This is a genomic window from Type-E symbiont of Plautia stali (assembly GCF_059731115.1).
Window position 1 is genome coordinate 2,484,586 of sequence record NZ_AP035906.1, and the last position, 13,633, is coordinate 2,498,218.

At 48.5% G+C, this 13,633-nt stretch carries 13 protein-coding genes; 7 read left to right on the forward strand and 6 right to left on the reverse strand.

Going from position 1 to position 13,633, the window contains the following annotated elements; all coding sequences use genetic code 11:
* Window positions 1-12: 12 nt before the first annotated feature.
* The 5 genes from AC6I8L_RS11400 to AC6I8L_RS11420 form a co-directional block, all read right to left on the reverse strand.
* Window positions 13-735, reverse strand: a complete 723-nt coding sequence (locus AC6I8L_RS11400; RefSeq protein ID WP_058959860.1) for an RNA polymerase sigma factor FliA — start codon at window positions 733-735, stop codon at window positions 13-15.
* A gap of 143 nt (window positions 736-878) precedes the next feature.
* Window positions 879-1,847: an HNH endonuclease signature motif containing protein gene (locus AC6I8L_RS11405; RefSeq protein ID WP_045834049.1), complete on the reverse strand. Its 969-nt coding sequence runs from the start codon at window positions 1,845-1,847 to the stop codon at window positions 879-881.
* Between the two features lie 171 nt (window positions 1,848-2,018).
* On the reverse strand, window positions 2,019-2,381 hold the full coding sequence (locus AC6I8L_RS11410; RefSeq protein WP_082678102.1) for a cell envelope integrity TolA C-terminal domain-containing protein: 363 nt from the start codon (window positions 2,379-2,381) through the stop codon (window positions 2,019-2,021).
* Window positions 2,382-2,414: 33 nt separating this feature from the next.
* The gene (locus AC6I8L_RS11415; protein WP_058959862.1) at window positions 2,415-3,113 is read right to left on the reverse strand and encodes a hypothetical protein; all 699 of its coding nucleotides are present in this window, start codon (window positions 3,111-3,113) and stop codon (window positions 2,415-2,417) included.
* A gap of 42 nt (window positions 3,114-3,155) precedes the next feature.
* On the reverse strand, window positions 3,156-3,527 hold the full coding sequence (locus tag AC6I8L_RS11420; protein WP_058959863.1) for a hypothetical protein: 372 nt from the start codon (window positions 3,525-3,527) through the stop codon (window positions 3,156-3,158).
* A 540-nt stretch (window positions 3,528-4,067) separates the two neighbouring features.
* Here AC6I8L_RS11420 and AC6I8L_RS11425 point away from each other — a divergent pair.
* The 7 genes from AC6I8L_RS11425 to AC6I8L_RS11455 all read left to right on the forward strand — a co-directional run bounded on the left by AC6I8L_RS11425 (window position 4,068) and on the right by AC6I8L_RS11455 (window position 11,447).
* Entirely contained in the window at window positions 4,068-4,778 is a 711-nt protein-coding gene (locus tag AC6I8L_RS11425) for a PilZ domain-containing protein (protein WP_479402565.1), read from the forward strand.
* 332 nt (window positions 4,779-5,110) lie between these two features.
* The gene (locus AC6I8L_RS11430; protein ID WP_058959866.1) at window positions 5,111-5,644 is read left to right on the forward strand and encodes a fimbrial protein; all 534 of its coding nucleotides are present in this window, start codon (window positions 5,111-5,113) and stop codon (window positions 5,642-5,644) included.
* 48 nt (window positions 5,645-5,692) lie between these two features.
* Window positions 5,693-6,376, forward strand: a complete 684-nt coding sequence (locus AC6I8L_RS11435) for a fimbrial biogenesis chaperone (protein WP_058959867.1) — start codon at window positions 5,693-5,695, stop codon at window positions 6,374-6,376.
* Window positions 6,377-6,432: 56 nt separating this feature from the next.
* On the forward strand, window positions 6,433-8,985 hold the full coding sequence (locus AC6I8L_RS11440) for a fimbria/pilus outer membrane usher protein (protein ID WP_082678103.1): 2,553 nt from the start codon (window positions 6,433-6,435) through the stop codon (window positions 8,983-8,985).
* A gap of 12 nt (window positions 8,986-8,997) precedes the next feature.
* Window positions 8,998-10,053 (forward strand): fimbrial protein, encoded by a 1,056-nt coding sequence (locus tag AC6I8L_RS11445; protein ID WP_058959868.1) that lies wholly within the window; start codon window positions 8,998-9,000, stop codon window positions 10,051-10,053.
* A 544-nt stretch (window positions 10,054-10,597) separates the two neighbouring features.
* Window positions 10,598-10,927 carry a YmdA family protein gene (locus AC6I8L_RS11450; RefSeq protein ID WP_058959869.1) on the forward strand — a complete coding sequence of 110 codons (330 nt, stop codon included), beginning with the start codon at window positions 10,598-10,600 and terminating at the stop codon, window positions 10,925-10,927.
* Between the two features lie 160 nt (window positions 10,928-11,087).
* Window positions 11,088-11,447, forward strand: coding sequence for a hypothetical protein (locus tag AC6I8L_RS11455; protein WP_058959870.1), 360 nt, complete (start codon window positions 11,088-11,090; stop codon window positions 11,445-11,447).
* 197 nt (window positions 11,448-11,644) lie between these two features.
* Here AC6I8L_RS11455 and AC6I8L_RS11460 read toward each other — a convergent pair whose 3' ends face one another.
* The gene (locus tag AC6I8L_RS11460) at window positions 11,645-13,444 is read right to left on the reverse strand and encodes a FliC/FljB family flagellin (protein WP_058959871.1); all 1,800 of its coding nucleotides are present in this window, start codon (window positions 13,442-13,444) and stop codon (window positions 11,645-11,647) included.
* Between the last annotated feature and the right edge of the window lie 189 nt (window positions 13,445-13,633).

The window sequence follows — 13,633 nt, forward strand, 5'->3', positions numbered from 1 at the left end:
GTACTGAGTCTGTCAGCGCGCCCCCGCTAACCGGGCACGCAGGCGTTTAATCGCCTGACTGTGCAGTTGACTGACGCGGGATTCCCCCACTTCCAGCACTGCGCCAATCTCTTTCAGGTTCAGTTCTTCCTGGTAGTACAGTGTGAGCACTAATTTTTCACGATCGGGCAATGCCTCGATGGCTTCAATCACGCGATCACGCAGGTTTCCTTCCAATAACTGATGAAGCGGGTTGGCTTCTTCATGCCCCTCCGTCACCAGCTCCGCACTGTCACCGTGTTCTTCCCGATACTCGTCGTAGGAGAAGAGTTGGCTGTTATTGGTATCGAGCAGAATCTGCCGATACTCTTCCAGCGAAACATTCAACTGTTCAGCCACTTCCTGCTCAGTAGCCGAGCGCCCCAACGCTTGTTCTACCTGATGCATCGCACCGGCCACTTCGCGCGCATTACGACGCACGCTGCGAGGTGCCCAGTCGCGGCTGCGCAGTTCATCCAGCATTGCGCCCCGGATACGCTGCACGGCATAAGTGGTAAAGGCGGTGCCTTGCAGCGCATCGTAGCGCTCCACGGCATTTAATAAACCAATGCCACCGGCCTGCAGCAGATCGTCAAGCTCAACGCTGGCTGGCAGACGTACCTGCAAGCGCAACGCTTCGTGTCGCACCAGAGGAACGTAGCGCTGCCAGAGCGAATGTTTATCCATCACGCCTTCGGGCGTATAGAGATCGTTCACGGTGACTACCCTGCGTTAATAAAGTTATCGGCATGATTATCCAATTCTGTAGGGGTTTCGATTGGCAGAATAGGCGGGCAAAAGCGAGGTTATTTCAAATTTGTTATGGATGGCGGTGGAATGCACCGCCATAGGCGAAGCCGCTAGCGTAGATTGCGCAGCCGTTGCCGCGTGCCAGGCGGCACCGCGTCCCATAATGCACAGGTTTTACCATCAAGTGCCTGATAAAAATCGCTTATCGGCGCTTCAGTTTCGAGCAGCGGATTAAACATCACCTGCCCGGATTCCGCGTCGATACTTATCATTTTATTGATAAACAATCGCTGTAAGTCACTGCGCAGGAACAAGCCGTTATCGACGCTGTTATCGGCAAGAAAACCTTCTTCATTTTCCTGGGTATCGATATAGCAGGCCTCCACCCACGGCCAGCTGTGACGTTCCGTAAGCTGCGTGCCGGTAATAATACAGGCGCCATAGCGCGCTTTAACGGCTGAATTAAACTCTGCCTGACTGGCACGCTGGAACACTTTCGCTTTTACGCGCCGCCCGACTTCTGTGCCTGGCATCACCGCCGTCGGCACTTTATGCTGCGGCGTACTCAGCACCACCAGAAACTGAATTTTGCGCGACAGTGGGAAGCAAGGGTGCGCATGGGGATCGAACAGCTGCCAGTACTCCTCCTCTTCCGTCTGTCGCATCAACACCAGCTTGAAGCCCCGACTGGTGAGCAGGTTCTGCGCTTCTGCCGAATTCGGATCCAGCATGGCGTACACCTGGGTTTCACCCACCACCTTCCAGCGCCCTTCCTTCTTTATTTCATCGTTACGGCGGAAATAAAGGAAAGCTTGTTGGCTTTTGAGATAGTGCTCAAAACGGCGCAGATAGTTTTTGCGCTCGTTATCGTCAGAGACGAACAGCAGATCCTCCAACGGACTGTTAATCTCCTCCTGCGCGAATACCGCGCGGATCACCAAATTGCGAAAACTGGTCGACGGGCTCAGCAACCCGCGGGCGGTGAGTTCTTTCTCATCAGGATGCTGCTGCGCATAGCGCAACGCGATCTCTTCGAAGGTCAGTAGCTCACCCGGTAACAAGTCATAATTGAAGCGCATAGACACCCCAGAAACAGAAAAAAATCGTGCGAAAAAATTGGAATGATTCTGGGGAAGTTATCGGCATTTTTAGGTGGGACTGTAACAGGTTGGTTACTTTTTTTGGCTTATAGGGTGCTGGGGGAAATCATCATCGCTGATGAAATCAAATTTGGTTTAATGCAGGAATAATCACTGCGGGGCAAACATGATCACCATATGTTTGGTCTTCTCATGCACTTCTGCCGAAGGCGGCGCCGGCAGTTCAGCATGCTTAGCCGCATACAACGCTTCGGTACAGAGCGATAAATCACCGGTGCGCATATGTAAGCCGCTCAGTTGCCCTTTATCGTCCAAATCAATGTCTATCTGACAGGTTTTGCCGATGTAATGGTCGGCGTCAAAAAACTGGGTCTGGATAGCAAAGGTAACGGCGTAATAGTAGCTTTTGAGATCGGTCACCACGGGCATAGGAGGCCTATCAACGTGGTTGCGGGGATGTTTAATGGGTGCACAACCCGCGAGTAGCAAAACAGCCAGAGGAAGAATTTTCATTGATCACGCCCTGTGAAGTTAATGAAATGTCATTTATAACAGATTTGCCGCCAGATCGAGCACATCATGATGTCTGGCGAGATAACGATCGGAATCTGACTTCTGCACACGCTGAAAATCATTCATTTGATTGAATGAATAATGTGAATTCATCATTGCAGCCAGAGTTATAAAATCCAGACCGCTGTTGTGCTGATTCACTTTGCCGTTTTCGGTAAAATTTTTAAGCGGATTGCCAAGGCACTTAATACTTTGGTTAAATCGCCGTAAACCATATTCGACTTCACCGTGATAGTTAACAGTAAGCCAATGCCCTGAAGAATGCGTTACCTGACTACCTCTATGATTGCAGGTAAGCAAAGTGTTGTTAGTAATAAGTGTTTTCTCCACCAGTGATCCTAACCTGGGCAGAGAGTAGTCAACATCGGTGCCATTCTGATGGATCATTTTTAGGCTGCGCTTCTGTGCAAGCATGGCAGATTTGGTTTGCGGAGTGAAGCTTAACACCTTAAAAATACTCGTTATTTCATCAAGCCACACGAAAGACAGTTTACGCCATCGCGGCCCATCTGCGATGAGTAATGTATTTTTTAATTTCCCTTTTTCAGGGGGCGTCAATAAAAAAACATTAGATTGAAAATGTATTACTACGTGATGGATATAAAAATGCAATTCAGTATTTAAAATCTCATCCTGATAAAAATAAGATCGGGTTAATTCTATATCACGCACAGGTGCAGCCTTGCCCTAAAATAAATAGAAAGTTAAATATAATTATAATTCATTATAAGAAATATCATTTAAATCTGAACATCTTACTGACGCCACATACTTCCTCACCATTCTTCCTGTTATGGTGAAAAACACTGAATAATGCGTCCCCTGCTCAAGTTGAATGCTTTCGCTATCGATATGCAGAGCGCCGATAGTAATCCGACTTTTATGAAAAAAGGCTTCAGCCGGTTTATTCAATAGGTCGCGTTCAACGCTACCCACAATTTGTTCTGGCTTGATTAATGGGCACGTTAATCGATCTTGCTGAACCTGGTTATTCTGGTCCCAACCACTATAACTCGCGAATGCCAATCCGAAGCCGGCAACAGCCAGCAAAGGAATAAATAGTTTCTTCCCCATCACAAAGTCCATTTAATTAAATTTTTCCGGATTCTAACGCTAACTGCGCAAAAACAGGTTTAACAAAAAGTGCTTCTTGTAACAGTCTAAACAACTTCAAATGTTAACCATGATAAACTTTCATGCTTTAGGATTCGCAACAAAACTCAATAACCACGCGCTCTGACAGGATGCCACTCTACTTAAAACTCATCAAAAACTGATGGGATAAACTTCTGCACCACCTACTAATATTAGTAGGTAGAATACAATTCCTTTACGTTTTCAATTGACATTGCAGACACTGCACAGGCATTTTAAAAAAGAAGACCCGCAGGACGAAACCTCTTGAACCATAATTTCATGGGTATTTTTAGCCATTGAATCGCTACCGGCTGGTTAATTCCGGAGCATGTTCAATTGCGTATATCTATTCGTCACTGCTACGCAACCTGTATTCTCCCCTCTCACTGAGAAAACACGGAAGCAATCTAATTATAACTTTAAATCATAAGGTTAACCTGCCACTCGGTCAGGTTTCCCCTTGGCTGTTGGTTAAGGACAGATGCAATTATGGACAACGCGAGTTACAAGGAAGTCACGAAATCCGATCGCTATGAAATACTGGCAATGCTGCGCGAGGCAAAAAAACGCAATGCCAGCGTTGAATTTATCCATGATGGTAAAATTATCAGCAGTAATTTTATCGAGCTCGACTTAAGTGGTTTTCAGATCATCGCCGAACTCGATGAAGTTGCGCTTGATAGCCCCTTTATCATGGTGATTCAGGGTACTACTGAGAAAATTGCATTTAATTCTCAACTGATTGCGCGATCAGCTACGCTCCATCGCCTGACTTTTTCTTTTCCTTCTGAAATTGCTATAACACAACGCCGCAGCAGCGTTCGTGTGACGATCCCAGACCAGTTCGGTTTTATTTGCGAAGGGCGTTTTCGTGATGGCTATGTTCACCGGATGGCGATAAAAGATCTTTCGTTACGAGGCGTGCAATTAATTTGTTCTGGCACACTGCCAACGCTGACCAAACCTGGCATGTTGCTTAAGAGCATGGTGTTAAACCTGCAAAATTACGGCCAGTACCCTGTTGATTTGACCTTGCTCAATTTGAAAGAAATCACGCATTTTGATCCCGACAGTGCTCAGTCAAACTACTTCTCGCTCTCTTGCGCCTTCGCCAAACCTAGCGTTGTTTTGACTCGTCGCATTGAAGAAGTGCTGATGGAACTGATCCTCGATATCAAACGCTTACAGCGAACTCGTTAACCGAGCTTTACAAATCCAGCCACAATAAGAACGCAAAGCATTGTTAATATTCATTTAATTCAATTTTTACCAGCATTTTAAGACTTGAAAGGATTAGTTGAATTTGTGCTTATCGCAAATGTAAACAAACTAAAAATGTTTATACCGATAGTTTTTTGAAAATTAAGTGTTAACAACTATCAATCACGCAGGGCCAGAAATTTATAGTCATCGGCAGTTAAGAGTTTTCCTAATGACTATCACGAATCACTGGCCACGCGCTGATTGAATGCAGCGAAGTCGGAATCGGGATAACAAAAATCAACTGAATTCCCACTTTGGAGTAGTACCTGATGAAAAAGATTCTTTTGCCTCTGGCTTCAGCTGCACTGGTTCTGATGACCATGAACGCTCACGCAACCAACGGCACCGTAAAATTCACCGGTAGCATCGTGAAATCTACCTGTACCGTGAATTCAACTGATGCCAACAAAGAAGTTTTCATCGGTAAATACCCTACCACCGCTTTCAGCAAAATTGGCGATGTGACCGCTTCGAAAGCCTTCTCCATCAACCTGGCGAACTGCGACAGCGGCAGCTACACCCTGCGTTTTGATGGCCCAACTGTAGCGGGCAATCCTAACCTGTTGGCAGTCAGCGCAGCGACGGGTGTCGGTATCGAAATCCTGGATAACAACGAGAAAGTGCTGCCAATTAACCAGACTGCTGATGACAACACCGCCTGGGTTACAGCATCAAGCAGCAATACCACCACACCAAACGGTACTGCGGTATTTAACCTGAAAGCGCGTTACAAATCGTTCAACCAAACCGTAACGCCGGGCGAAGCCAACGCCAGCTCAAGCTTCACCATCGAATACAAGTAATTTAGATCAGCAATCGCCAGGGATGGCAGTCGTCCAGTGAGTGAAAACATGAAAAAGTTATTTGCAGCAGTACTCTTTGTTTATTCTGCGAGCGCCGCTGCAGGTATTCAGGTTGATGAAAGTCGCGTTATTTACAACGGTAATGCGAAATCTGCCTCACTGGACATCCGTAACGACCAAAATGACACCTACATGGTGCAGACCTGGTTGGATCGCGGCGATGCCACTAAAACTCCTAAAGATATTCCGATTCAGGTTATCCCCCCCGTTTTAAAACTCGCGGGCAATAAAGAAGCCATTCTGCGTTTTATTTATGCAGGGCAAGGTCTGCCGCAGGATCGTGAAACGGTACTTTGGGTCAATGTGCAGGAAATACCCCCTGCGCCTAAAGAAGCCAACACGCTCCAGATCGCCGTGCGCACACGAGTCAAACTGTTTTATCGTCCTGCCAGTCTTAACACCTCGTTGGAACAACAGGTGGAAAATCTTAAATGGCATAAGCAAAACGATACGCTGGTGGTTGATAACGCGGGTCCACTGAACATCACCTTCTCTGTGCTGAAAGTAAAAAACGCAGCGGGCAAACAGTGGCAAGTGAATGCGGATATGGTGAATGCCTTCGGCAAATTGACGATCAAACTGCCCGCTGGCGCAGAATCAGCAAACAGTGTGCAGGCAAGTTATATCAACGACTTTGGCGGCAACAGTACCGCAAAGCAAAACGCTTTATAAGAAAGATGACACACAGCAATTCTTCTTTGGTGCATGAAAGCGCGAAACCATGATTAATGAAAACCAATAACAATCATACCGTTAAGCTATCCCTTCTCACCATTGCATTGCTTCAGGCCTTTTCTGCCTCAGCAGAAGAGGCTTTTAACACATCCTTTATTCACGGTGACGCGGCAACGGTATCTGAACTGGCAACAGGCGATGATATTTTACCGGGCAGTTATCCCTTCGACATCTATTTGAATGGGCAACGTGTTGACCATCGTGATGTTGAATTCCGCAAATCTTCGCCTGAAAAAGCCATTGCTCCTTGCTTATCCGCTGAGCAGTTGATTGCTTATGGTGTCGATCTCGCGGCGACAACCTCTGCGGAAAGCTGCGTTGATTTAGCCAATACCTTTAAAGATGCCAGCGTCAGTTATGACGCCGCAGTGCAACGCGTTGATCTCTCGGTTCCGCAGGTATTTTTGATTCCCGTGCCAAAAGGCGCGATTTCCCCGCTGGTGTATGACAACGGCATTAATGCTGCTTTCGTCAATTACAACTTTAATAGCTCCGATAATCGTCTTCATGACAACGGCAGCCAGAGCAGCAGCCAATATTATTATTTGTCGTCACGCAGCGGCGTGAACCTTGGCCGCTGGCGCGTACGCAATACCTCGTCGTGGCAGAAACAGAGTGGGGAGCGCAGCCACTGGACACCGATTTCCACCTGGGCTGAAACCGACATTATCGCCTGGCGTTCTCGCTTACTGCTCGGGCAAAGCAGTACCAGCAACAGTGTGTTTGATAGCTTCCAGTTCCGGGGCGCGCAACTCTCCAGCGTGTCCGAAATTCTGCCCGACAGCCTGCGCGGCTATGCACCGGTGATTCGCGGTGTGGCACGCACCAATGCCCGCGTTGACGTGCAGCAAAATGGCTATACCGTTTACAGCGCAACTGTCGCACCTGGTCCATTTGCCCTGAACGATGTCTATCCCAGCACCTTAAGTGGTGACTTACAGGTCACCATTTATGAAGCTGACGGATCGCGACAGCACTATGCCGTACCCTTCTCTTCCGTGGCGAACATGCTGCGCGAAGGGATTTGGGATTACGCCTTTACGCTAGGCCGCTATCAGGATGGATCCACTACCTATCATCCTCAGTTTGTACAAGCCACGCTATCGCGCGGATTACCTTTTGAGATTACGCCTTATGGCGGTGTGCTGTTTGCCGATCACTACAGCTCGGCGGTGCTCGGAATGGGGAAAAGCCTGGGGATGTTTGGCGCGGCATCTTTTGATACCGCGTGGTCAAAAACTGATTTAGCCAACGGCGATCAGAAACAGGGTGCCAGTTTCCGTTTTCTCTATTCCAAATCACTCAATACCCTGGGTACTGAACTGCAAATTGCGGGCTATCGCTACTCCACTTCGGGCTATTACGATTTTAGCGATATGGTGGCCGAGCGCGCCAACTATGAAAATGGTCGCTATCGCAACGACTACACCGATACCAGTGAAGTGACCAACGGCGTGCCGTCCTGGGCAGATACCCGTCGTAACACCTATTACACCAACCAGTACAACAACAAACGCCAACGTCTCGAACTGACCATTAATCAGCATATCGGTCCGGTATCGGTGTATGCCTCAATGACCAATCAGACCTATTGGGGTTCTGAAAACCGCGATCGTACGCTGCAAACCGGTCTTAACAGCAGCTGGGGGAAAGTGAATTACAGTGTGTTCCTGCAGGATACGCAAAGCAACTATGGCGAGCACGATCGCAGCATATCCCTCACGCTCTCGGTGCCGTTTAATGCCTTTGATAGCCAACCGGTCACAGCCACCTTTAACCTGGCCGACAGCAAACAGAGTGGCAGCAGCTATAACACCGGTCTGAGCGGCAGCCTGCTGGATGACAATCGCCTCAACTATTATGTGCAAACCGGTAAGGCCAGCCATGCCGGACAGACCAGCACTGCCGACGTCGGTTACATGGGCAGCATGGGCAATGCTGAATTGGGTTATACCTACAGCGATGCCTATCAACAAACCAACCTTAATCTGTCGGGCGGCGCACTGCTGCATTCTGGCGGCTTAACGCTGACGCAGCCACTGCAAAACACCGTGGTGTTAGTGGAAGCCAAAGAGGCGCAAGGCGTCCGTCTGGAGAATCAGCCGGGGGTAGCGATCAACCGTTCCGGCTATGCGGTGATGACCTCGGCCACCGCCTATCACCACAACCGTGTGGCGCTGCGCACCGATGATATCGGCGCCGATTTGGATATTCCTCTGGCCGTCAAAGACGTGGTGCCGACCTATGGCGCCATCAGCCGCGTGACCTTTGAAACTCGCAGCGGCAAAAGTGCGCTGATTCATGCGCAGTTACCGGATGGTGATGTCCCGGCGATAGGTGCTTCGGTGTTTAATCAAAACGGCAGCAACCTCGGCGTGGTCGGCACCAACGGCAGCACCTTTGTGTCCGGGGTTGCCAGCGGTGAACGCCTGCAACTACGTTGGGGCAGTTCAGATAACGAACACTGCTGGATCGCGCTGCCGGAATTAGAGAACGGTTCGCAAGCAGGTTATCAGGAATTTACTCTGCGCTGCACGCCCAATTAAAAGGAAGTATTGATGCTTTTTCTTCATTTTCGTGGCGTGATGCGCGCCTGTTTAACGCTGCTGGCGCTTAGTGCTGCCCTGTTTTCTCAAAGCAGTTTTGCCCTATCTTGCAAAGAAGCGGGATCCGGCAATATTCGCCAGATCATCCCAATTGAGAATGAAATTTCCGTCTCTACCGCCACGTTAAAAGCCGGGACGATTCTGTGGCGGTCGCAGAACTACACCTCGACCTTTCGCTGCGAAGATACTAACGGCTATCCGAATGGAGAAGATGCTTTCCTTTATTGGGATCCGCTCAGCCAGATGCAGTCTATCCATCCCTCGATAGAAGTGGGTGTGACTTATAACAGTATTGATATTAAACCGGTAAAGAATTCCAAAACTGATGTCGGTCCAGGTACTGTATGCCGTAGAGTTTACAGCTGGAGCGGAAGTTACTGTCAGTCTCCGGCGCGGGCGCAAACCGTGACGGTAAACTACTCCATCTATATTAAAGCCACCGGCAGCGCACCACCGTCCAGTGGTAAAATTTCCAACACGGGTCAATATGCGATCTTCCAGGTGGATGGCGTATTAGGGCTCAACAGCACACCCGACAGCAACTTCCGCGCCTTTATTACTGGCCTGGGCAATATCCGTTTTATCTCCTGCTCACCGCAGGTCAATATCTCTTCAAATAACGGTTCGACAGTCAATTTCGGCAGCCTGCCATCACGTAATGCCAGCGCGGGCGTGATTGAAAAACGCGTGCCTTTCGCGGTCGTCGCCAATCTGACCAATGCGGGGCAAGATTGTCAGGGACAGACGTTCGTCGCCAGTTTTAGTACCACTTACCCGACCAGCGGCACGGATATTATTATGCCGAGCACCGACAGCGGCTTCGGTATTTCGGTCTCAACTGCTAATAATCAGGACAGTTTTATCCCGATGAACACCAGTGTGGCGCTGGGCTATGCCAACGGTCAGGTAGTGCAGAATAACTTTATTGCCACCCTGCGTTGGCTTAACAGCAACCCAAAGATTGGGGATTTCTCTGCGTCTGCGAATGTGGATGTGACCTTTAAGTAGCTTTCAAAACGCAGCGTTTCCTTCAAAGCCGGTATTATGCGTACCGGCTTTAGTTCGCCTCTTAATCTACCTCTTGCCTCCATCCTATTAACTGCACCTTCCACACCTTTGGTAGCGGCGCAACTTATCGCCATTTTTACGTCCAAAAGTCCTGAAAGCTAAGCGCCATCAAATACGATTCAATTAAAATGTGAGTTTTTCACACCAAATCCTGCGGTTTTTTTTCAATCTATTTCAACGCTCGTTTTTTAATCCACACTCACTTCAGCATTTTTGCAGCATTCCTGACTCCCTCTCCCTGTTAAGTACAGGTAAAAAACCTCAACCTGAAAAAATTTGCGATAAGGTAGTCAACTATCCCTTCATTGCTTATGCGAATTAATTACTGATAATTGATCGAAAAAAACATCGGTTACTTAAGTCAAAGTATGCTGTGCAGATCAATCGGTTAGGCTATGCTCCTCATTAATGACGCAGCTTCGGAGAAATCCTAATCCGGATTGCACATCTTGATACGGCAACGTAGAGCAAAAGGAAGCGAACAATGATGAAAAATATCGGTAGTCTCAGCAAGGTTGCGGTATTTGCTTTATTGATGGGTGCAGCGAGCACCGCTTCTGCCAGCGAGCAGTTTGGTGTGGTGGGAAAAGGCCGCGTGCACTTCAGTGGTGAGATCTACCAACCTGCCTGCCGTATCAATGTGAATCAAGCCGCGATCACCAGCCGCTGTTTCGAGCAAGGCGAGTATCATCAGCAGTCACTGTCCACTTCAGACGTGCAGACCATCGCCTTCAATAACCGCCGTTCTGAAGCGCAACTGGATTGGTTGAGCGATGCGAAACGCGAAGGGATTTTGACGGTGAACTACCGCTAATTACCTGACAAATGGATAAAGGCCGCGATTCACAATCGCGGCTTTTTTATTTGTAAAGCGCCAGTTCGCGCTTAATTCAGTCCGAACCATAGGCAGAACCCATTAACTGGCTAATTGCATTGATTATGATTTCCGGTGTCACTAATAAGGAAATCAAACGATGCACAGCAAATTTGGCAGTCAACTTTTCTCACTGCTGGTTTTAGGATTGGGTGCCGCAGGCTTTTACGCTTATGCCAAGAAAACTGGCTTTCAGCAGGATCAGCTTGCATGTATGAATATTGATTATCAGCGCGTGCAGAATCAGGTAGAAGATGACCTGCTGAACCATGCTAACCCGGCGTTTTTTGGCACCTTCCAGGTGCAGATTGGTTCGCTGTATATTCACCCGACGACGCTGAATGCGACTAGTACGCATATTGTGGTGCCGTTTTCGCTGGAAAATAATGGCAAGACGACGGAGTTTGAGGCGAAGGTACGGTGTTCGGATTTAGGGGATATTGGGTATAGCCGGATTTAATTTTTAATATCAATCATTCCACTCTTCCACCCTATTTGTAGCGGCGCGATTTATCGCGCTATTTTGTTAAGTAATCCTCAAATGCTCCCTCCTTCGCGCAATAAATTGCGCCGCAGCGAGTCGTGCGATTTGCTAAATGGCAGCCATAAAAAAAACCTCGCCGAAGCGAGGTTTGATAAGCAAGGAGCTTAGAGTGATTAGCCCTGCAGCAGAGACAGAACCTGCTGTGGAACCTGGTTAGCTTTAGCCAACACTGAGTTACCCGCCTGCTGGATGATCTGTGCTTTAGACATGTTTGAAACTTCAACCGCGTAGTCAGCATCCTGAATACGAGACTGTGCTTCAGACAGGTTAGTTGTGGTGTTGTTCAGGTTAGTTACCGCTGAATCCAGACGGTTCTGAATCGCACCCAGTGAAGAACGGAACTTATCGATGCTGCTGATAGCGTCGTCCAGAGCGGCCAGTGGGTCTGCAGTGGTAGCAGCAGTGGTAGCAGCATCAGTAGTGAATTTGCCAGCAGCATCTTTGTAGATAGCTTTGCCTGAACCGTTGGTTACAGATCCGTCTTTCTGCAGGAAGATTTCCTGTTCATTGCTGGTAGTCAGTGAACCGTCCGCAGCGGTGTAAGCATCACTGAAAGCACCAGCTGCACGAAGCTGTACTTTGCCAGTCGCATCAACAGAGATATCACCATCGTCTGCTGCGCCACCGTTGCCATTGGTATCAATGCTGTATGCAACGCCTTTAGTCGCCGACTGCAGAGCATCAGCACTAATGCGTGCATCAGTCACAGTGATAGCGCCAGCAACACCAGTTGCAGGCTCACCAATAGCAGCGATGTCGCCTGCCATGTTGATGGTGGCACCATCAGCAGTGGTAATTTCAACAGGAACAGCAACGGCAGCAGTTGCACCGTCAGCCGCAGCACTATGGTTTTTGGTCAAACCATCTAAGGTAGCCGCAGGTAATGTACCACCGCTGTTCTGAGTCAGGTTACCAGTAGAGTCGATGTACAGCGCAGAGCCATCTTTAGCGGTGATTTTACCATCACTCGCCAGGTTAACATCAACTGAAGTGCCACCAATTTTTACGCTTAAGCTCGCAGTGTCACCCGCTTTAGGCGTCAGGAACGATTGAAGCTTAGCGCTATTGCTTTGTGTTGTAGCATCAGCTGCATTGATGGTTCCAGTGTAAGTAAAGTCATTCGTATCTTTACTGTAGGTATAGGTGTCAGCTGCTACTGAGTCGAAGCCAGTAGTAATCACTGCGGTAGCTTTTGCCCCATCGCTTAAGCCTGCAAATGCGTTAGCAACAGTCGATTCTTTCAGACCAGCGCTTACAGTGTACTTAGTAACGCCATTTGCATCTGCGGTAGGTGCAGCGATAGCAGCGCCAGCAGCTGTAGTAGTCAGCTGAGCAGCTGCCAGATCTGCCTTAGTAGCTGCAGTGTTAGCCACTGAACCAGAACCGTTCACGTTGAAGCCAGTCAGGCCCAAAGTTGAAGAATCGATCTTTTTCAGGTCGATGGTGATGGTTTCACCGTCATTAGAACCAACCTGAATTTTCATAGAACCATCTTTCGCCAGCACGTTCACGCCGTTGAAAGTAGTCTGACCTGATACGCGGTCAATCTCGTCCAGACGTGATTTGATTTCGTCCTGGATTGAGTCCAGGTCAGACTGGCTGTTGGTGCCGTTCTGAGACTGTACAGTCAGTTCACGAACACGCTGTAAGTTGTTGTTGATTTCAGAAAGTGCGCCTTCAGTGGTCTGCGCAGCAGAGATACCGTCGTTGGCGTTACGAGCAGCCTGAGTCAAGCCGTTGATGTTTGACTGGAAGCGGTTGGCGATTGCCTGACCTGCTGCATCGTCTTTTGCGCTGTTGATACGCAGACCAGATGACAGACGCTCAATTGAAGAAGAAAGCGCAGACTGGTTTTTGTTGATGTTGTTCTGGGTGATCAGCGAGAGGCTGTTGGTGTTAATTACTTGAGCCATGGTTTAAGTTCCTATTAATCAAGTCTTTGGTTATGGTTTGGGCTTCAACCCGCCGGCTTCAGCGCCGTCAAAGTTGTTATCGTCTGTGCTTAAACAACCTTTAGAGATTTTTTAGTACCAGGCGAAATTTTTTCTCTTCAACCTGTCACGCTTATCTTTATCGCCCTCACCTCGCACTTCTTTAGTGCA